The sequence below is a fragment of the Gudongella sp. DL1XJH-153 genome (assembly GCF_049310905.1).
Classification (GTDB): Bacteria; Bacillota; Clostridia; order Tissierellales; family Tissierellaceae; genus Gudongella.
The window spans coordinates 144,834-161,727 of sequence record NZ_JBMEMN010000001.1 but is presented as its reverse complement, the minus strand read 5'-3'; the positions used below and the strand labels follow the sequence as shown (position 1 = coordinate 161,727).

The window sequence follows — 16,894 nt, the reverse complement described above, 5'->3', positions numbered from 1 at the left end:
ATGAAAAATATGCTAGGTAGAAAAGTTGGCATGACTCAAATCTTCAAGGAAGATGGTGAAGTTGTACCTGTTACAGTAATCTCAGCAGGACCACTTTTCGTAGTACAGAAGAAGACAATGGAAAAAGACGGATATAACGCAATTCAGATTGGATTCGGAGATATCAAGGAAAAAAGAGTTACAAAACCTTTGAAAGGACATTTTGAGAAAGCTAATGTTGCTTACACGAAGTTCCTTAGAGAATTCCACGTTGAAAATCCAGATGAATTTGAAATAGGACAGGAAATCAAGGCAGATGTTTTCGCTGAGGGAGATATGGTTGATGTAACAGGTACTTCCAAAGGTAAGGGAACAGCCGGAGTTATAAAGAGACACCACTTTTCAAGAGGTAGAGAGACTCACGGTTCAAAGCACCACAGAATGCCAGGAGGTATGTCAGCTGGTACTTATCCAGGAAGAGTATTCAAAGGCCATAAGATGATGGGTAGAATGGGTCACGAAAGAGTTACCGTTCAAAATCTGGAAGTTGTCAGAGTAGATGCAGAAAAGAATCTTATCCTTGTCAAGGGAGCTATACCTGGACCCAAGAAAGGACTTATATCAATAAAAGCAACTGTGAAAAAGTAATAATCCAGGCGGAAAGGAGGATGCAAAATGCCTAAAGTTAATGTATATAATATGTTAGGTGAACTGATTGAAGAAATGGAATTAAGCGATGCTGTATTCGGAGTAGAAGTGAATGAGCATGTAGTATATGAAGTGGTAAAGAATCAACTTGCCAACAAGAGACAAGGTACTCAGTCAGCTAAAACAAGAGCTGAAGTTAGAGGAGGGGGAAGAAAACCCTGGAGACAGAAGGGTACCGGTAGAGCAAGACAAGGAAGCATAAGATCACCACAATGGAAAGGTGGAGGAGTTGTATTTGCACCGAAGCCCAGAGATTATAGTTACAGCGTGCCTAAAAAGGTAAGAAGACTGGCTATGAAATCAGCGTTGACTGACAAGCTTCAAAACAACGAAATAATCGTAGTTGATGGAATGAACTTTGACGCTCCAAAGACTAAGGAAATGAAAAACATGCTGAGCAATCTGAAAGCTGACAAAAAAGCTCTTATCGTAATGGATGAGAAAAACGTAAATGTGATCAGATCGGCAGGAAACATTCCAAATGTTGCAACTACACTTGTTAATACTTTGAATGTTTACGACATATTGAAATACAATTCATTTATTATTACCAAGGAAGCTGTTAAAAAAGTGGAGGAGGTGTATTCATAATGCGTAATCCACACGATATTATCATTAAACCGATAATTACTGAAAAGAGTATGGAAGACATGGCATTCGGGAAATATACTTTTGCTGTAGACAAGAGGTCAAACAAGACTGAAGTTAAAAAAGCTGTTGAAAGTATATTTGGAGTAAAGGTTGAAAAGGTAAACACTATGAATTATCTTGGAAAGGTCAAGAGACAAGGCATTCACAGTGGTAGAAGATCAAGCTGGAAGAAAGCAATCGTTAAACTAACAGATGACTCCAAGAAGATAGAATTCTTCGAAGGGATGGAATAATTAGGAAGATAAAAGGAGGGACAACCAATGAGTATCAGGAAATTCAAACCTACTTCCCCTGCTAGAAGACAAATGAGTGTTTCAACATTCGAAGAAATCACTAAAAAAGAACCAGAAAAGTCACTAGTGATTAGTTTAAATAAAAACAGCGGAAGAAACTCACAAGGTAGAATAACCATCCGTCACAGAGGCGGTGGAGCAAAGAAGAAGTACAGAATAATAGACTTCAAGAGAAACAAAGATGGTGTGCCAGGAAAGGTTGCTGCAATAGAGTACGATCCAAACAGATCTGCTAATATAGCATTGATTCACTATGTTGATGGAGATAAGAGATACATTCTTGCACCTTACAAAATTAAAGTTGGCGACATGATTGAATCAGGTGAAGAAGCAGACATCAAAATTGGAAATGCACTTCAGTTGAAGCACATTCCAGTAGGTACAACTATACACAATATTGAATTAAAGCCTGGAAAAGGTGCTCAACTTGTTAGATCAGCTGGAGCCGAAGCACAGCTTATGGCAAAAGAGGGTAAAAATGCTCAGCTTAAGTTACCTTCAGGCGAGTTCAGACTGGTATCTGTAGATTGTAGAGCTACTATCGGACAAGTTGGAAACATCGATCATGAGCTTGTTACAATAGGTAAAGCTGGACGTTCAAGACACATGGGAATCAGACCTACTGTTAGAGGTAGTGCCATGAACCCAGTTGATCACCCACACGGTGGTGGAGAAGGTAGAGCTCCAATAGGAATGCCTTCACCAGTAACTCCATGGGGTAAACCTGCTCTTGGATACAAGACCAGAAAGAAAAACAAGAAATCTGACAAATATATCGTAAGAAGAAGAACAAAATAGTACTTCTGAAAGGAGGAATTAAGTATGGGTAGATCCCTTAAGAAAGGACCATTTATCGATGATCATCTACTTAAGAAAGTAGAGGAGCTTAATAAAACAAATGATAAGAAAGTTATAAAGACTTGGTCACGTCGTTCAACTATTTTCCCTCAAATGGTAGGGCATACGATTGCGGTATACGATGGTAGAAAACACGTGCCAGTATATGTTACCGAGGACATGGTAGGACATAAATTAGGAGAATTTGTAATGACCAGAACATTCAGGAGTCACATGGGCAAGAGTGAAAGATCATCTGGTTTAAAAAAATAGATGAAGGAGGTAGAATTCGTGGAAGCTAAAGCTATAGCTAAATACGTTAGGATTTCACCATTGAAGGTTAACTTCATATGTGCAGAAATCAGAGGCAAGCAAGTGGATGAAGCTCTTTCAATATTAAAATTTACACCAAAAAAAGGTGCAAAAGCTCTTGAAAAGGTGCTTAACTCCGCAGTTGCAAACGCAGAGAACAACTTTAATATGGATAGAGAGAATCTTTATGTATCAGAAGCATACGCAAACGAAGGTCCAAGAATGAAGAGATTCAGACCTAAGGCAAGAGGTATGGCATATCCGATAATAAAAAGAAGCAGTCATATAGGAATAGTTGTAAAAGAAAGCAATTAGAAAAGGAGGGATAGTTAATGGGTCAAAAAGTAAACCCACATGGTCTTAGGGTCGGTATAATCAAAGATTGGGATTCAAAATGGTATGCTGACAAGAAGACTTTCAATTTATACTTGGTGGAAGATTTCAAAATAAGAGAATATCTGAAAGAGAAATTATATATATCAGGAATATCAAAAATAGAAATTGAGCGTGCTGCCAGCAAGATCAAGGTTTCCATCTTCACTGCAAAGCCAGGAATGGTAATCGGTAGAGGCGGATCTGGAGTTGAAGAACTTAGAATTGCTATCGAAAAGATGACTAATAAGAGCGTTGTAATCAACGTTGAGGAAATCAAGGTTGCTGAACTTGACGCACAATTAGTCGCTGAAAACATTGCATCACAGCTTGAAAGAAGGGTTACCTTCAGAAGAGCAATGAAGCAAGCAATCCAAAGAACAATGAGATTCGGAGCTAAAGGTATTAAAACACAGGTGGCAGGAAGACTTGGTGGAGCTGACATGGCTAGAACAGAGGGCTATAGTGAGGGAACAATTCCTCTACAAACACTGAGAGCTGACATTGACTACGGTTTTGCGGAAGCTATGACAACTTACGGGAAAATCGGTGTTAAAGTTTGGCTGTACAAAGGAGAAGTACTTCCTACCAAAAAAGTGGATAGAAGCAACAAAAGAGAAGGATCAGCAAAATAGATTAACGTCGTAGGAAGGAGGAAAGTTAACATGTTAATGCCTAAAAGAGTGAAATACAGAAGAGTTCATAGAGGTAGAATGAAGGGAAAGGCAATCCGTGGAAACTCAATAACATATGGTGAGTTTGGTTTGCAAGCTCTTGAGCCAATATGGATTACTTCAAATCAAATAGAGTCCGCAAGACGTGCTATGACAAGATACGTTAAGAGGGGCGGAAATATCTGGATCAAGGTTTTCCCAGATAAACCAGTAACTGAAAAGCCTGCTGAGACTCGTATGGGTTCAGGTAAAGGTTCACCTGAGTACTGGGTAGCAGTAGTTAAACCAGGCAGAATATTATTTGAAATGGGTGGTGTATCTGAAGAAGATGCAAGAGAAGCAATGAGACTTGCAGCTCACAAACTACCTATCAAAACAAAATTTGTTACACGTGAAGAAACGCAAGATAAGGGTGGTGAAGCTAATGAAAGCTAAAGAAATTCGCCAAATGTCAGACAAAGAACTAAATACAGAACTGCTGGATCTTAAAACAGAGCTATTTAACTTGAGATTTCAATTGGCTACTGGTCAATTAGATAACCCTATAAAAATAAGTTCTGTAAGAAAAGATATTGCTCGTGTAAAAACTATCGTTCGAGAAAGAGAATTATCTATAGGGAAGGAGGTTTAATCTCTAATGGAAAGAGGAAATCGTAAAGTAAGAATAGGTACTGTTGTAAGCGATAAAATGGACAAGACGGTTGTTGTTTCAATAGAGACTTTCAAAACTCATCCATTGTATAAGAAGCAATCAAAAAGAACTACAAAGTTCAAGGCTCACGATGAGAACAATGAGTGCGGAATTGGCGACAAGGTTGAAATCATGGAGACTAGACCACTAAGCAAAGACAAATACTGGAGAGTTATAAACGTAATAGAAAAAGCAAAATAAGATATATTAGGCGAAGGGAGGTATTCTGAATGATTCAAACGGAAAGCCGCATGAGAGTAGCTGATAATTCCGGAGCAAAGGAAGTATTGGTTATCAGAGTGCTCGGAGGTACCAATAAGCAGTACGCCAGCATCGGAGATGTAGTTGTATGTACGGTTAAAAGTGCAACACCTGGTGGGGTTGTAAAAAAAGGACAAGTTGTTAAGGCGGTTGTTGTAAGAAGCAAATTCGGGGTTAGAAGACAAGATGGTTCATACATCAAATTTGACGACAACGCAGCTGTTATTATAAAAGATGATAAGAATCCAGTAGGAACTCGTATTTTCGGACCTGTAACAAGGGAACTGAGAAGAGGTAACTACATGAAGATTATATCCTTGGCACCGGAAGTACTATAAGAGGAGGTGTATAGTATGAATGTTAAAAGTGGAGATATAGTAGTTGTAATTTCAGGAAAAGACAAAGGTAAGACCGGAAAAATCATGAAGGTTATGCCTAAAGATAATAGAGTAATTGTTGAAGGCGTTAACATGTTAACTAAGCATAAGAAACCTGCAGGACCTAAAAAACCAGGTGGAATCATTAAGCTTGAAGGCCCATTGAACAGTTCAAAGGTAATGTTTTACTGCCCAAAGGACAAGCAGGGTGTAAGAGTGGGATATCAGGTAAAAAGCGACGGACGAAAAGTTAGAGTCTGCAAGAAGTGCGGAGAAGTATTAGATAAATAATCACATGAGAGAGGAGGTAATGGAATGACTTCCAGATTAAAGGTAAAATATAATGAAGAAGTTGTAAATGCTTTAATGGAAAAGTTCGAGTACAGCAGTGTTATGGAAGTTCCGAGACTAGAGAAGGTTGTTATCAATATGGGAATCGGAGAAGCAAGAGACAATCCTAAAGCTCTTGAGTCAGCAGTAAAGGAACTTGAAATAATTACTGGTCAAAAGCCACTTGTTACTCAAGCAAAAAAATCCATAGCGAACTTTAAACTTAGAGAAGGCATGAAAGTTGGAGCAAAGGTTACCCTTAGGGGAGAGAGAATGTTCGACTTTTTAGATAAATTGATGAATATAGCCCTACCTAGAGTAAGAGACTTTAGAGGCGTTAGCGCTACTTCCTTCGATGGAAGAGGTAACTATGCCATGGGATTGAAAGAGCAGTTGATTTTCCCAGAAATAGAATATGATAAAGTTGATTCTATCAGAGGTCTTGACGTTGTTATTGTAACCACTGCACAATCAGATGAGGAAGCTAAAGTATTCTTAGAGAAAATGGGAATGCCCTTTAAAAAGTAGACAAAGGAGGGGAAAATCTTGGCAAAGAAATCAATGATTGCTAAACAAAAGAGAAAGCAGAAGTTTAGCACACAGGAATATAATAGATGTAAATTATGTGGTAGACCTCACGCCTACCTGAGAAAATATGGCATTTGCCGTATATGCTTCAGAGAATTGGCTTACAAGGGTCAAATACCCGGAGTTAGAAAAGCTAGCTGGTAATTCCAGGATTATGAGAGGAGGTAACAAACATGATGACAGACCCAATCGCGGATATGTTAACTAGAATTAGAAATGGTAATAATGCCAAGCACGATTCTATTGATGTTCCTGCGTCAAAAATAAAAAAAGAAATCGCTCAGATTCTTCTCAACGAAGGTTTCATCAAGGGATTTGATGTTATTGAAGACGGAAAGCAAGGAATCATGAGAGTAGATTTGAAATATGGTCAAAACAATGAGAAGGTTATAAGTGGTATCAAGAGGATATCAAAACCTGGTCTTAAAGTTTATGTAAAAAACAACGAGATACCTAAGGTACTTGGTGGTTTAGGAATAGCTGTAATATCCACATCAAAAGGAATGATGACAGACAAGTCTGCTAGAAACGAAAATGTGGGTGGAGAAGTAATTTGTTACGTTTGGTAATAAATTACTAGATTATTGGAACAGGAGGTGCACTCATGTCAAGAATAGGATTAAAACCAATTGATCTACCAGCTGGCGTTGAAATAACAGTAAGCGAAAAGAACCTGGTAGAGGTAAAAGGACCAAAAGGTCAACTAAGTCAACAAATTGATCCAGAAATGGTAATTAATATAGAAGATGGCGTTCTTAATGTTGCAAGACCATCAGAACAAAAAAGACACAAGTCCGTGCACGGATTGTCCAGGACTTTGATTTGGAATATGGTTGTTGGTGTAACTGAAGGCTACCAAAAGTCATTGGATATTGTCGGTACAGGATACAGAGCTGCAAAGCAAGGAAACAAACTGGTACTTTCACTGGGATATTCACATCCGATTGAACTTGATGACCCTAAAGGTCTGGAAGTAGAAGTTCCTGCGCAAAACAAGATTGTTGTTAAGGGAATCGACAAGCAACAGGTTGGCAACTTTGCTGCAAAAATAAGAGACTATAGAAAGCCTGAGCCATATAAAGGCAAAGGAATAAGATATACTGGAGAACACGTTAGACGTAAGGTTGGTAAAACAGGTAAGTAGAAGGGAGTGAACAAATTTGCTTAAAAAAATAGATAAAAATAAAACCAGAAAAGTCAGACACGCAAGAGTAAGGCAAAAAGTATATGGCACTCCTGCCAAGCCAAGACTAAACATCTACAGAAGCGGTAGCCATATTTACGCTCAGATCATTGATGATGCAGCTGGTAGCACATTGGCAGCAGCTTCTACTCTGGATAAGGACCTAAGCCTTACTTCAACGAAGAATAAGGAAGCAGCTAAAGCAGTAGGAATGGCAATTGGCAAAAAAGCTCTTGATAAAGGTATCGAAGAAGTTGTTTTCGACAGAGGCGGTTACCTATATCACGGAAGAGTTAAAGAACTTGCTGATGGAGCCAGAGAAGCTGGACTTAAATTTTAATAGAAGGAGGGAAAATTATGGAACGCTCATATGTTGATGCAAGCGAATTAGATTTACAAGAGAGAGTTGTTAATATAAATCGTGTTACAAAAGTAGTTAAAGGCGGTAGAAACTTCAGATTCAGTGCATTGGTCGTTGTTGGAGACGGGAACGGTAATGTTGGAGTCGGAATGGCGAAAGCTCTTGAAGTACCTGAAGCTATCAGAAAAGCAGTTCAGGATGCCAAGAAGCACATAATAAAAGTGCCATTGGAAGGAACTACAATCCCTCACGAGATTACTGGAGTTTATGGAGCAGGAAGAGTATTGATGAAGCCATCAAACGAAGGTACCGGAGTTATCGCAGGTGGAGCTGTTCGTGCCGTATGCGAGCTTGTTGGAATCAGGGATATCAGAACTAAATCACTTGGAACTAATAACCCAAGAAATGTTGTAAATGCTACAATGGAAGCTCTTAAAGGCCTTAAGACTGCAGAAGAGGTTGCCAGATTAAGAGGTAAGACAGTAGAAGAAATACTAGGTTAGGGGGGAGAATAATGACTATGCTTAAAATCAAGTTGGTTAAGAGTCCCATCGGGAGACCTGATACCCACAAAAAAACAGTCAAAGCCCTTGGATTAAGGAAAATCGGACAAGTAGTTGAAAAGAATGATACCCCTCAAATCAGAGGTATGATACATCAAATAGACTACATGGTTGAGCTAATAGACTAATAAAGGAGGTGTACGGATTGAAACTTAATGATTTAAGACCAAATGATGGTGGCGGATCCAAAGCCAGAAAAAGACTTGGTAGAGGAATTGGATCAGGAACTGGTAAGACATCAGGTAAAGGACATAAAGGTCAGAACGCAAGATCAGGTGGAGGAGTAAGACCTGGATTCGAAGGTGGCCAAATGCCTTTGTTTAGAAGGATGCCAAAGAGAGGATTCACTAACATCTTCGCTACAGTATATGCGATAGTTAATCTTGAAGATTTGAATAGATTCGAAGAAAACACCGTTGTTACTCCGGAGCTTCTTTTTGAAGAAGGCGTCGTTAAAAAGGGTAAAGCCAAGGATGGAGTAAAAATTCTTGGAGACGGTGAATTAAATGTGAAATTGACAGTACAAGCACATAAATTTAGCAAATCTGCTGCTGAGAAGATCGAGGCTGCAGGAGGAAAGGTTGAGGTGATTTAATATGCTTTCAACCTTAAGGAATGCTTGGAGAATTCCAGACATCAGAAAGAAGATGACCTTTACGATTCTTATGTTATTGGTTGTAAGATTGGGGGCAGCAGTGCCCGTACCATTTATGAACAAAGACATAATCGAAGGTATATTCAATGCCAGTCAGGGTGGAATATTGCAATTCCTTGATATGATGGCCGGAGGAACATTCAGTGACTTCAGTATTTTTGCCACAAATATCTACCCATACATCACTGCTTCCATTATTCTTCAGCTTTTGACAATAGCAATCCCTAAACTTGAGGAGCTGGCTAAGCAAGGAGAAGAAGGAAAGAAAAAAATCAATCGTTACACCAGATATGGTGCGGTTGTGCTGGCAGCTGTTCAGGCAATTGGATATACATTTGGTCTGTTCAGAAATGCTCTGGAAACTCAAAATAGTATGCAGACAGTTATAGTAATATTGTCTATGGTTGCTGGAACAGCATTTCTTATGTGGATTGGTGAGCTAATTACTGAGAAGGGAATCGGAAATGGTATATCACTGCTAATATTCATTGGAATAATATCAAAATTACCGTCTGATCTAATCAGTACATTCAAGCTGGTGAGCATAGGACAATTAAACTTGTTTACAGTATTGTTGTTTGGACTCGTAATGCTTATTATCATTGCTTTCGTAGTTGCTCTTCAGGAAGGACAGCGTAAGATTCCTGTGCAGTATGCAAAAAGAGTTGTAGGTAGAAAAATGTATGGTGGACAAAGTACTCATATTCCCATCAAAGTATTGATGGCAGGAGTTATCCCTGTAATATTTGCTTCCTCACTTCTAGCATTACCACAGACATTCGCACTGTTCTCACAGGGGGGGATTACTCAGTGGGTGGAGAAGTACCTTACACCGGCAGGAAGTGTCGGAATATGGGTATACTCAATTCTGAACATATTGCTGATTGTATTCTTCACGTATTTCTACACAGCTGTACAATTTAATACTGTAGAATATTCAAAGAATCTTCAGCAAAACGGTGGTTTTATTCCGGGTATCAGACCTGGAAGGCCTACATCAGACTATCTGAATAAAGTTGTAAATAGAATAGTATTTGTTGGTGGTATGTCACTTGCATTACTTGCATCAATGCCAATATTTCTGTCAAAGATTTTTGGAATGAACGTAAACTTTGGTGGAACTGCTATAATAATTGTAGTAGGTGTTGCGTTGGAGACTGTAAAACAAATAGAATCACAAATGTTGATGAGACATTACAAGGGATTCTTGAACTAACCTATAGGAGATGATTTAAAATGAGATTGGTATTACTAGGTCCTCCAGGAGCAGGTAAAGGAACTCAAGCATCAGCTATAGTAGAAAAGTATAATATTCCGCACATATCAACAGGGGATATTTTCAGAGCCAATATAAAAGAAGGTACGGAATTGGGGCAGGAGGCTAAGGGATATATGGACAAAGGTCTCCTGGTACCTGACGAATTAGTGGTATCTATAGTAAAGGATAGGCTGCTTAAAGATGACTGCAAAGATGGATTCCTTCTGGATGGCTTCCCAAGAACTGTAAAGCAGGCAGAAGCGTTGGATTCCGAACTAGACAAAATGGGTATAAGTTTAGACAGGGTTATAAATATCAATGCAGATCCTGAAATTCTTATTGAGAGAGCCGTGGGGAGACGCATCTGCAAGGAATGCGGTGCAACTTACCATGTTAAATACAACCCACCAAAGGTTGAAGGCGTATGCGATAAGGATGGAGGAGAACTCTATCAGAGAGATGACGATACAGAAGAGACTGTTACCACAAGGATTAACGTATACATGGAACAAACGGAGCCATTGATAGATTATTACAAGAACCAGGGATTGCTGTTTGATGTTGACGGAACTAAAAAAATTGATGAAGTTTTCAATGACATAACTAGCGAACTCGACAAAGAAAGGGTTTAAGCCCTTACTCAGCAGAACGAAGAGGTGAATATAATGGATTCCACTAGTGACATATCCATCGGACAGGTGGTAAAGTCAAGAGCTGGCCGTGATAAAGGAAGAATATTCTTGATATACGATGTAGCAGATGATCAATACGTATATGTAGTTGATGGAGACTTAAGAAAGCTTGACAGTCCGAAAAAGAAGAAAATCAAGCACTTGATTGTATTCAATACTGTTATGCCTGAATTCAAGGATAAGATTGAGAATAGCTTAAAGATAAATAACTCATATATTAGAAAAATTTTGGAACCTTTCAATAAGAGTTTCTAAATGAGAGTTGAACAGGAGGTTCGAAATCCATGGCTAAAAAAGATGTAATAGAGGTTGAAGGTACGGTAATTGATGCATTGCCTAATGCCATATTTAAAGTAAGGCTTGAGAACGGACACGAAATTTTAGCCCATATTTCCGGTAAACTCAGAATGCACTACATCAGAATATTACCAGGAGATACCGTAACAATAGAACTGTCGCCCTACGATTTAACAAGAGGTAGGATAACTTGGCGAAACAAGTAGCATAGGAGGGATTATTATGAAAGTCAGACCATCTGTGAAGAAGATGTGTGAAAAATGCAAAATCATAAAAAGAAAAGGAAGAGTAATGGTTATCTGTGAAAATCCTAAGCATAAACAAACACAAGGTTAATAAGGAGATTTAAAAATAGGAGGTGCAAACGTTAATGGCAAGAATTGCAGGCGTAGACTTACCAAGAGATAAAAGAGTAGAAATTGGTTTGACATATATATATGGTATCGGTAAAACAAGCTCAAATGAGATTCTAGTTAAAGCTGGAGTAGACAAAGATACAAGAGTTAAGGATCTTACTGAGTCAGAAGTATCAAACCTTAGAGCGCTTATCGACGATTATCATGTTGAGGGAGATCTTAGAAGAGATATCGCCCTAAACATTAAGAGACTAAAGGAAATCAACTGCTATAGAGGACTAAGACATAAGAGAGGACTTCCTGTAAGAGGTCAAAGAACAAAGACTAATGCAAGGACAAGAAAAGGTCCAAGAAGATTAGTGTCCAAGAAGAAATAGGTAAAGGAGGGGAACTTAATGGCACCTAAAAAAGGTAAAGCAACACGTGTAAGAAGAAGAGAACGTAAGAATATTGAGAGAGGTCAAGCTCATATTTCTTCAACCTTCAACAATACAATGGTAACACTTACAGATACCCAAGGTAATGTAATATCATGGGCAAGCGCAGGACAGCTTGGATTCAGAGGGTCAAGGAAATCCACTCCTTATGCCGCACAACAATGTGCAGAGGAAGCTGCAAGAAAAGCTATGGAACATGGTCTTAAAGTTGTAGAAGTATTTGTAAAAGGACCTGGATCAGGAAGAGAAGCAGCAATAAGGTCACTTCAAGCATCTGGACTGGAAGTAAACATGATTAAGGACGTTACTCCAATTCCACATAATGGATGTAGACCACCGAAGAGAAGAAGAGTTTAATAGGAGGTGTAAATAAGGATGGGAAGATATACAGGGCCAGTTTGTAGATTGTGCCGTAGAGAAGGTGTTAAGCTTTTCCTGAAGGGAGACAGATGTTATACAGACAGATGTGCTCTTAACAAGAGAAACTTTGCTCCAGGTCAACACGGACAATCCAGAAAGAAAGTAACTGAATATGGAATGCAGTTAAGAGAAAAGCAAAAGGTACGTAGATTCTACGGACTTTCAGAGTCACAAATGAGTAAATATTTCATGATGGCAGATCAAATGAAGGGCGTAACCGGTGACAACATGTTCAAGATTCTTGAGTCAAGACTTGACAATGTAGTTTACAGAATGGGATTTGCAGCTTCAAGAGCAGAAGCAAGACAACTTGTAACACATGGACACTTCCTGCTGAACGGAAATAAGGCGACAATACCTTCACTAATGACTACAGTAGGAGATGTTATCGAAGTTAAGGAAAAAAGCCGTGGTAGTGAGAAATTCAAGTCTTTGGTTGAAAACCATAGCGGAAATACAACACCATGGATAAACATAGATCTTGAAAAACTAAGAGGAACAATAGTAGCTGAATCAACCAGAGAAGACATAGATCTTCCAGTTGAAGAACATTTAATCGTCGAGCTATATTCAAAATAATCGATAGAGTAGTATCAGTTGCCCTCGTCCGTTAAAAATAAAAAGATCAAGGAGGGTTATGCTTAATGATGGAAATTGAAAAGCCTAGAATTGAGATCATGGAATTAAGTGAAGATGGAAGCTATGGTAAATTTGTTGTAGAACCTCTTGAAAGAGGCTACGGAACAACTTTGGGAAACTCTTTAAGAAGAGTTTTGCTTTCATCATTGCCCGGTGCGGCAATATCATCAATAAAGATCCAGGGAGTATTGCATGAATTTGCTACAATCCCAGGTGTGTTGGAAGATGTGCCCGAGATAATACTCAATATCAAGGAAATTGCAGCAAAGATGTATACAGAAGAACCGGTTACAATGATAATTGATGTAGAAGGGCCTCAGGTAATTACTGCTGGCGACATTGCGACTGGAATGGAAGTCGAAATAGTAAATAAGGATCAACATATAGCTACTGTCAATGAAGATGGAAAACTATATATAGAGCTTGAACTAATAAGAGGAAGAGGCTACTCAGTTGCCGAAAAGAACAAGAAGGAAGGCCAGCCTGTGGGAGTAATTCCCGTAGACTCGTCCTATACTCCTGTAAGTAAGGTAAATTATCAGGTTGAAAATACAAGAGTTGGTCAGATAACTGACTATGACAAACTTGTGTTGGATGTCTGGACGAATGGAACAATGAGTTCTGATGAAGCTACCTCATTGGGAGCCAAGATTCTTACAGAACACCTTAACTTGTTTATTGGACTTACTGACCATGTTAACGAAGTTGAGATCATGGTTGAAAAGGAAGAGGACAAGAAGGAGAAGGTTCTTGAAATGACAGTAGAAGAGCTTGACCTTTCAGTTAGAAGTTATAACTGCTTGAAGAGAGCAGCAATAAATACTGTAGAAGAGCTTACTGAAAAAACTGAGGAAGACATGATGAAGGTTAGGAATCTAGGTAAGAAATCCCTTGAAGAAGTACAGAAGAAACTTGCTGAATTGGGATTAGGTCTTAAATCAAGTGATGAATAACCTAAGCAAGAAGGAGGGATAAATGTGACAACACTAAGAAAACTTGGTCGCCCTACTGCTCATAGAAAAGCAATGTTGAGAAATCAAGTTACATCATTACTAAGGGAAGAAAGAATTGAAACCACAGTAACCAGAGCCAAAGAGACAAAGAGAATGGCAGAGAGAATGATAACTTTGGCAAAGAAAGGCGATCTTCATGCAAGAAGACAAGCACTTGCATTCATATATGATGAAGATGTGGTGAGGAAATTGTTTGATGAAATTGGTCCTAAGTATGCTGACAGAAATGGTGGTTATACAAGGGTATTAAGAGTTGGTCCTCGTCGCGGAGATGCCGCAGAAATAGCTATATTAGAACTTGTTTAATAGGGAGGGGGATTAAGTTGACACTTAGTCCCTTTAATTTTGTAAGTTTCACTTGTTTACCGGGAAAGGTCAATTGAAATAACATTTTTCTTGTGTTATATTTAACTGGTAATAGTAAATTTAAACCGAGGTATATTTATGAATGAAAAAAACAACAACATAATGATAGACATACAAAATGTGAGCTATGAATATAGCTCCTATATTGACGAGAGTATTCAATTGGCTGTAAAAGACTTGAGTCTCCAAATAGAAAGAGGAGAATTTTTTGTGGTACTTGGACATAATGGATCCGGAAAATCCACTCTTGCCAAGATGATTAATGGACTTATTCTACCATCAAGGGGAGAAGTACTTGTAAATGGAATGAACACAAGGGATGAAGACAAGATCTGGGATATAAGATCAACAGCAGGCATGGTGTTCCAGAATCCTGACAACCAAATTGTTGCAACAATCGTGGAAGAGGATGTAGCATTTGGACCTGAAAATCTTGGCATACCCCCTGCAGAAATACGGAAGCGAGTTGATGATGCTCTTGAGGTTGTTGAAATGACAGAGTATAAAAAGCATGCTCCTCATCTTTTGTCAGGCGGTCAAAAACAAAGGGTTGCAATAGCAGGGATACTTGCCATGGAGCCCGATTGTATAATTTTTGATGAGCCGACTGCAATGCTTGATCCTTCTGGCAGACTTGAGGTAATGGAGACAATCAAGAAGCTTAATGAGGAGAAGAACAAGACAATCATTCTTATCACTCACTATATGGACGAAGCAGTGGAAGCTGATAGAGTGATGGTGTTAAACGAGGGAGAATCTGTAATGTTGGGTACTCCAAAAGATATCTTCAGACAGGTTGATAAATTAAAATCTCTCGGACTGGATGTACCACAGGTCACAGAGCTTGTATATGAATTGAACAAAGAAGGGTATAATATCAAGGACGATATATTATCTGTTGAGGAGCTGGTGGATACACTATGATTATTCAATTAAAGGATGTTGACTATATATATAATCCGGGAACACCTTTTGAAAAGAAAGCTCTTGATGGAATAAACCTGGAAATTGAAGAAGGTGAGTTCATAGGTCTGATTGGTCATACCGGGTCTGGTAAATCAACATTGGTACAACACCTAAATGGTCTGATGAAGCCTACAAAGGGCAAGATTATCATTGACGGTCAGGATCTTTCAAGTAAAGAGACTAAAATGAAGATTGTAAGACAGAAGGTTGGATTGGTTTTTCAGTATCCAGAGCATCAACTATTTGAAGAGACTATTTATAAGGATATTGCTTTTGGACCTAAAAACCTGGGCTTGAAAGAGGATGAAATAGATCTGAGGGTAAGAGAGGCAATGGAACTTGTGGGACTTGACTTCGAAGAACTTAAGGAGAGGTCTCCATTTGAGCTATCCGGAGGTCAGAAGAGAAGGGTTGCAATTGCAGGTGTTATCGCCATGAAGCCTAAGGTTCTTATTCTGGATGAGCCTACGGCAGGGCTTGATCCCAAGGGTAGAGATGATATCCTGGATGAAATAAGAAAGATTTACGATAAGGAAAAGATTACTATTATTTTAGTTTCTCATAGCATGGAGGATATTGCCAGACTTGTTAACAGAATATTTGTTATGCATAAGGCCACAGTAGCTCTTGATGGACCTACCAGAGAAATCTTCAATAGAACCGATGAGTTGGAGGAAATGGGTCTTGGAATACCCCAGATTACAAAATTTATGAAGATTTTCAAGGGTAAAGGGCATGCAATTAGGGACGATATATTGACAATTGAAGAGGCCAAGGTAGAGATATTAAATTATTTAAGGAGTAAAAAGAATGCTTAAAGATATTACAATCGGACAATATTTTCCTGGAACATCTATAGTTCACAAATTAGATCCAAGAGTGAAAATAATCATTGTAGCATTGTTTATTGCATCTCTCTTCTTTGTGACCAGCTTCGTTCCCTATATTTTCATACTGGCATTTATAGCAGCGGTTATTTCGATAGCCAAACTTCCTGTGAAGTTTATTATCAAAGGATTGAAACCCTTGATGTTTATAATTCTGATAACCTTTGCCATCAACCTCTTTATGACAAAGGGTGAGGTTCTTGTTGAGCTTGGTCCATTGGCAATAACTAAAGAGGGTTTGAGACAGTCTGTATTTATGGCTCTTAGGTTGATATTTCTAATAACGGGTACATCACTCCTAACATTGACGACTTCTCCCATAGCATTGACTGATGGGATAGAAAGACTTCTTTCACCATTCAACAGATTTGGATTGCCATCGCATGAACTTGCCATGATGATGACCATCGCGCTTAGGTTTATACCTACCTTGCTGGAGGAGACAGACAAGATAATGAAAGCTCAGATGGCAAGAGGAGCTGATTTTGAATCAGGCAACATCCTAAGCAGGGCAAAGAATCTGGTTCCCTTGCTTGTACCTCTATTTATCAATGCCTTCAGAAGGGCTGATGAATTGGCAACTGCAATGGAAGCAAGATGCTACAGAGGTGGAGATGGAAGGACCAGATTGAACGAATTGAAGTTTGTAACCAGAGATTATGCTGTGTTGACAGGTATGACCTTGTTCTTTGCAGCAATAGTATCCACCCGTTATATATGGTGATAAT

At 38.8% G+C, this 16,894-nt stretch carries 33 protein-coding genes; all 33 read left to right on the top strand.

All coding sequences use genetic code 11. The features are described 5' to 3' along the window. The 33 genes from rplC (at position 1) to ACOEN1_RS00705 (ending at position 16,890) form a co-directional block, all read left to right on the top strand. Positions 1–627 (top strand): 50S ribosomal protein L3, encoded by a 627-nt coding sequence (gene rplC / locus ACOEN1_RS00865; protein ID WP_422484522.1) that lies wholly within the window; start codon positions 1–3, stop codon positions 625–627. A gap of 27 nt (positions 628–654) precedes the next feature. Beyond that, entirely contained in the window at positions 655–1,278 is a 624-nt protein-coding gene (rplD, locus tag ACOEN1_RS00860; protein ID WP_422484521.1) for a 50S ribosomal protein L4, read from the top strand. After that, positions 1,278–1,571 (top strand): 50S ribosomal protein L23, encoded by a 294-nt coding sequence (gene rplW / locus ACOEN1_RS00855; protein WP_422484520.1) that lies wholly within the window; start codon positions 1,278–1,280, stop codon positions 1,569–1,571. Before rplD ends, rplW begins: the two co-directional genes overlap by 1 nt. 27 nt (positions 1,572–1,598) lie before the next feature. Then, on the top strand, positions 1,599–2,429 hold the full coding sequence (gene rplB / locus ACOEN1_RS00850; RefSeq protein WP_422484519.1) for a 50S ribosomal protein L2: 831 nt from the start codon (positions 1,599–1,601) through the stop codon (positions 2,427–2,429). A gap of 24 nt (positions 2,430–2,453) precedes the next feature. Next, positions 2,454–2,741 (top strand): 30S ribosomal protein S19, encoded by a 288-nt coding sequence (gene rpsS, locus ACOEN1_RS00845; RefSeq protein WP_422484518.1) that lies wholly within the window; start codon positions 2,454–2,456, stop codon positions 2,739–2,741. Positions 2,742–2,759: 18 nt separating this feature from the next. Next, positions 2,760–3,095 carry a 50S ribosomal protein L22 gene (gene rplV, locus ACOEN1_RS00840; protein WP_422484517.1) on the top strand — a complete coding sequence of 112 codons (336 nt, stop codon included), beginning with the start codon at positions 2,760–2,762 and terminating at the stop codon, positions 3,093–3,095. A 17-nt stretch (positions 3,096–3,112) separates the two neighbouring features. Then, a complete protein-coding gene (gene rpsC / locus ACOEN1_RS00835) occupies positions 3,113–3,787 on the top strand; it encodes a 30S ribosomal protein S3 (RefSeq protein WP_422484516.1) in 675 nt (224 codons plus the stop codon). 30 nt (positions 3,788–3,817) lie between these two features. Continuing rightward, a complete protein-coding gene (gene rplP, locus ACOEN1_RS00830) occupies positions 3,818–4,261 on the top strand; it encodes a 50S ribosomal protein L16 (protein WP_422484515.1) in 444 nt (147 codons plus the stop codon). Beyond that, entirely contained in the window at positions 4,251–4,457 is a 207-nt protein-coding gene (gene rpmC, locus ACOEN1_RS00825; protein ID WP_422484514.1) for a 50S ribosomal protein L29, read from the top strand. The genes rplP and rpmC overlap by 11 nt, the downstream gene beginning before the upstream one ends. A gap of 6 nt (positions 4,458–4,463) precedes the next feature. Further along, a complete protein-coding gene (rpsQ, locus tag ACOEN1_RS00820; protein WP_422484513.1) occupies positions 4,464–4,718 on the top strand; it encodes a 30S ribosomal protein S17 in 255 nt (84 codons plus the stop codon). A 29-nt stretch (positions 4,719–4,747) separates the two neighbouring features. Next, on the top strand, positions 4,748–5,116 hold the full coding sequence (gene rplN / locus ACOEN1_RS00815) for a 50S ribosomal protein L14 (protein WP_422484512.1): 369 nt from the start codon (positions 4,748–4,750) through the stop codon (positions 5,114–5,116). Positions 5,117–5,131: 15 nt separating this feature from the next. Further along, on the top strand, positions 5,132–5,446 hold the full coding sequence (gene rplX / locus ACOEN1_RS00810; protein WP_422484511.1) for a 50S ribosomal protein L24: 315 nt from the start codon (positions 5,132–5,134) through the stop codon (positions 5,444–5,446). 24 nt (positions 5,447–5,470) lie between these two features. Next, complete coding sequence (gene rplE / locus ACOEN1_RS00805; protein ID WP_422484510.1) at positions 5,471–6,013, top strand: 50S ribosomal protein L5; 543 nt, start codon at positions 5,471–5,473, stop codon at positions 6,011–6,013. A gap of 18 nt (positions 6,014–6,031) precedes the next feature. Next, complete coding sequence (locus ACOEN1_RS00800) at positions 6,032–6,217, top strand: type Z 30S ribosomal protein S14 (protein ID WP_422484509.1); 186 nt, start codon at positions 6,032–6,034, stop codon at positions 6,215–6,217. A 29-nt stretch (positions 6,218–6,246) separates the two neighbouring features. After that, positions 6,247–6,642, top strand: coding sequence for a 30S ribosomal protein S8 (rpsH, locus tag ACOEN1_RS00795; protein ID WP_422484508.1), 396 nt, complete (start codon positions 6,247–6,249; stop codon positions 6,640–6,642). Between the two features lie 35 nt (positions 6,643–6,677). Beyond that, complete coding sequence (rplF, locus tag ACOEN1_RS00790) at positions 6,678–7,217, top strand: 50S ribosomal protein L6 (protein WP_422484507.1); 540 nt, start codon at positions 6,678–6,680, stop codon at positions 7,215–7,217. A gap of 16 nt (positions 7,218–7,233) precedes the next feature. Then, positions 7,234–7,596, top strand: a complete 363-nt coding sequence (gene rplR, locus ACOEN1_RS00785; protein ID WP_422484506.1) for a 50S ribosomal protein L18 — start codon at positions 7,234–7,236, stop codon at positions 7,594–7,596. A gap of 17 nt (positions 7,597–7,613) precedes the next feature. Beyond that, a complete protein-coding gene (gene rpsE, locus ACOEN1_RS00780) occupies positions 7,614–8,120 on the top strand; it encodes a 30S ribosomal protein S5 (protein ID WP_422484505.1) in 507 nt (168 codons plus the stop codon). Between the two features lie 11 nt (positions 8,121–8,131). Further along, complete coding sequence (rpmD, locus tag ACOEN1_RS00775; RefSeq protein WP_422484504.1) at positions 8,132–8,308, top strand: 50S ribosomal protein L30; 177 nt, start codon at positions 8,132–8,134, stop codon at positions 8,306–8,308. Between the two features lie 17 nt (positions 8,309–8,325). Then, on the top strand, positions 8,326–8,775 hold the full coding sequence (gene rplO / locus ACOEN1_RS00770; protein ID WP_422484503.1) for a 50S ribosomal protein L15: 450 nt from the start codon (positions 8,326–8,328) through the stop codon (positions 8,773–8,775). Position 8,776: 1 nt separating this feature from the next. Then, positions 8,777–10,051, top strand: coding sequence for a preprotein translocase subunit SecY (gene secY / locus ACOEN1_RS00765; RefSeq protein ID WP_422484502.1), 1,275 nt, complete (start codon positions 8,777–8,779; stop codon positions 10,049–10,051). 20 nt (positions 10,052–10,071) lie between these two features. Then, positions 10,072–10,725, top strand: coding sequence for an adenylate kinase (locus ACOEN1_RS00760; protein ID WP_422484501.1), 654 nt, complete (start codon positions 10,072–10,074; stop codon positions 10,723–10,725). A gap of 33 nt (positions 10,726–10,758) precedes the next feature. Continuing rightward, positions 10,759–11,040 (top strand): hypothetical protein, encoded by a 282-nt coding sequence (locus ACOEN1_RS00755; RefSeq protein WP_422484500.1) that lies wholly within the window; start codon positions 10,759–10,761, stop codon positions 11,038–11,040. A 29-nt stretch (positions 11,041–11,069) separates the two neighbouring features. After that, complete coding sequence (gene infA / locus ACOEN1_RS00750) at positions 11,070–11,288, top strand: translation initiation factor IF-1 (protein WP_422484499.1); 219 nt, start codon at positions 11,070–11,072, stop codon at positions 11,286–11,288. Between the two features lie 16 nt (positions 11,289–11,304). After that, complete coding sequence (rpmJ, locus tag ACOEN1_RS00745) at positions 11,305–11,418, top strand: 50S ribosomal protein L36 (RefSeq protein WP_422484498.1); 114 nt, start codon at positions 11,305–11,307, stop codon at positions 11,416–11,418. A 34-nt stretch (positions 11,419–11,452) separates the two neighbouring features. Beyond that, positions 11,453–11,815 (top strand): 30S ribosomal protein S13, encoded by a 363-nt coding sequence (gene rpsM, locus ACOEN1_RS00740; protein WP_422484497.1) that lies wholly within the window; start codon positions 11,453–11,455, stop codon positions 11,813–11,815. 18 nt (positions 11,816–11,833) lie between these two features. Continuing rightward, the gene (gene rpsK, locus ACOEN1_RS00735; protein ID WP_422484496.1) at positions 11,834–12,232 is read left to right on the top strand and encodes a 30S ribosomal protein S11; all 399 of its coding nucleotides are present in this window, start codon (positions 11,834–11,836) and stop codon (positions 12,230–12,232) included. Between the two features lie 18 nt (positions 12,233–12,250). Continuing rightward, a complete protein-coding gene (gene rpsD, locus ACOEN1_RS00730; RefSeq protein ID WP_422484495.1) occupies positions 12,251–12,874 on the top strand; it encodes a 30S ribosomal protein S4 in 624 nt (207 codons plus the stop codon). 65 nt (positions 12,875–12,939) lie between these two features. Further along, positions 12,940–13,887 (top strand): DNA-directed RNA polymerase subunit alpha, encoded by a 948-nt coding sequence (locus ACOEN1_RS00725; RefSeq protein WP_422484494.1) that lies wholly within the window; start codon positions 12,940–12,942, stop codon positions 13,885–13,887. A gap of 24 nt (positions 13,888–13,911) precedes the next feature. Further along, the gene (rplQ, locus tag ACOEN1_RS00720) at positions 13,912–14,253 is read left to right on the top strand and encodes a 50S ribosomal protein L17 (protein WP_422484493.1); all 342 of its coding nucleotides are present in this window, start codon (positions 13,912–13,914) and stop codon (positions 14,251–14,253) included. 138 nt (positions 14,254–14,391) lie between these two features. Next, positions 14,392–15,237, top strand: coding sequence for an energy-coupling factor transporter ATPase (locus ACOEN1_RS00715; protein WP_422484492.1), 846 nt, complete (start codon positions 14,392–14,394; stop codon positions 15,235–15,237). Continuing rightward, a complete protein-coding gene (locus ACOEN1_RS00710; RefSeq protein ID WP_422484491.1) occupies positions 15,234–16,097 on the top strand; it encodes an energy-coupling factor transporter ATPase in 864 nt (287 codons plus the stop codon). The genes ACOEN1_RS00715 and ACOEN1_RS00710 overlap by 4 nt, the downstream gene beginning before the upstream one ends. Continuing rightward, entirely contained in the window at positions 16,090–16,890 is an 801-nt protein-coding gene (locus ACOEN1_RS00705) for an energy-coupling factor transporter transmembrane component T family protein (protein ID WP_422484490.1), read from the top strand. The genes ACOEN1_RS00710 and ACOEN1_RS00705 overlap by 8 nt, the downstream gene beginning before the upstream one ends. Positions 16,891–16,894: the final 4 nt, after the last annotated feature.

Excerpts from the sequence above, each read along its gene's own strand:
- ACOEN1_RS00705 (WP_422484490.1), top strand. The coding sequence starts at position 16,090 with ATGCTTAAAGATATTACAATCGGACAATATTTTCCTGGAACATCTATA.
- rpmD (WP_422484504.1), top strand. The coding sequence starts at position 8,132 with ATGACTATGCTTAAAATCAAGTTGGTTAAGAGTCCCATCGGGAGACCT.
- rplE (WP_422484510.1), top strand. The coding sequence starts at position 5,471 with ATGACTTCCAGATTAAAGGTAAAATATAATGAAGAAGTTGTAAATGCT.
- ACOEN1_RS00710 (WP_422484491.1), top strand. The coding sequence starts at position 15,234 with ATGATTATTCAATTAAAGGATGTTGACTATATATATAATCCGGGAACA.
- rpsS (WP_422484518.1), top strand. The coding sequence starts at position 2,454 with ATGGGTAGATCCCTTAAGAAAGGACCATTTATCGATGATCATCTACTT.
- rplN (WP_422484512.1), top strand. The coding sequence starts at position 4,748 with ATGATTCAAACGGAAAGCCGCATGAGAGTAGCTGATAATTCCGGAGCA.
- rpsH (WP_422484508.1), top strand. The coding sequence starts at position 6,247 with ATGATGACAGACCCAATCGCGGATATGTTAACTAGAATTAGAAATGGT.
- secY (WP_422484502.1), top strand. The coding sequence starts at position 8,777 with ATGCTTTCAACCTTAAGGAATGCTTGGAGAATTCCAGACATCAGAAAG.
- ACOEN1_RS00760 (WP_422484501.1), top strand. The coding sequence starts at position 10,072 with ATGAGATTGGTATTACTAGGTCCTCCAGGAGCAGGTAAAGGAACTCAA.
- rplP (WP_422484515.1), top strand. The coding sequence starts at position 3,818 with ATGTTAATGCCTAAAAGAGTGAAATACAGAAGAGTTCATAGAGGTAGA.
- rplD (WP_422484521.1), top strand. The coding sequence starts at position 655 with ATGCCTAAAGTTAATGTATATAATATGTTAGGTGAACTGATTGAAGAA.
- rplB (WP_422484519.1), top strand. The coding sequence starts at position 1,599 with ATGAGTATCAGGAAATTCAAACCTACTTCCCCTGCTAGAAGACAAATG.
- ACOEN1_RS00755 (WP_422484500.1), top strand. The coding sequence starts at position 10,759 with ATGGATTCCACTAGTGACATATCCATCGGACAGGTGGTAAAGTCAAGA.
- rplF (WP_422484507.1), top strand. The coding sequence starts at position 6,678 with ATGTCAAGAATAGGATTAAAACCAATTGATCTACCAGCTGGCGTTGAA.
- rpmJ (WP_422484498.1), top strand. The coding sequence starts at position 11,305 with ATGAAAGTCAGACCATCTGTGAAGAAGATGTGTGAAAAATGCAAAATC.
- rpsQ (WP_422484513.1), top strand. The coding sequence starts at position 4,464 with ATGGAAAGAGGAAATCGTAAAGTAAGAATAGGTACTGTTGTAAGCGAT.
- rplX (WP_422484511.1), top strand. The coding sequence starts at position 5,132 with ATGAATGTTAAAAGTGGAGATATAGTAGTTGTAATTTCAGGAAAAGAC.
- rpsK (WP_422484496.1), top strand. The coding sequence starts at position 11,834 with ATGGCACCTAAAAAAGGTAAAGCAACACGTGTAAGAAGAAGAGAACGT.
- rpsM (WP_422484497.1), top strand. The coding sequence starts at position 11,453 with ATGGCAAGAATTGCAGGCGTAGACTTACCAAGAGATAAAAGAGTAGAA.
- infA (WP_422484499.1), top strand. The coding sequence starts at position 11,070 with ATGGCTAAAAAAGATGTAATAGAGGTTGAAGGTACGGTAATTGATGCA.
- rpsC (WP_422484516.1), top strand. The coding sequence starts at position 3,113 with ATGGGTCAAAAAGTAAACCCACATGGTCTTAGGGTCGGTATAATCAAA.
- ACOEN1_RS00725 (WP_422484494.1), top strand. The coding sequence starts at position 12,940 with ATGATGGAAATTGAAAAGCCTAGAATTGAGATCATGGAATTAAGTGAA.
- rpsE (WP_422484505.1), top strand. The coding sequence starts at position 7,614 with ATGGAACGCTCATATGTTGATGCAAGCGAATTAGATTTACAAGAGAGA.
- ACOEN1_RS00715 (WP_422484492.1), top strand. The coding sequence starts at position 14,392 with ATGAATGAAAAAAACAACAACATAATGATAGACATACAAAATGTGAGC.
- rplW (WP_422484520.1), top strand. The coding sequence starts at position 1,278 with ATGCGTAATCCACACGATATTATCATTAAACCGATAATTACTGAAAAG.
- rpmC (WP_422484514.1), top strand. The coding sequence starts at position 4,251 with ATGAAAGCTAAAGAAATTCGCCAAATGTCAGACAAAGAACTAAATACA.
- rplC (WP_422484522.1), top strand. The coding sequence starts at position 1 with ATGAAAAATATGCTAGGTAGAAAAGTTGGCATGACTCAAATCTTCAAG.
- rpsD (WP_422484495.1), top strand. The coding sequence starts at position 12,251 with ATGGGAAGATATACAGGGCCAGTTTGTAGATTGTGCCGTAGAGAAGGT.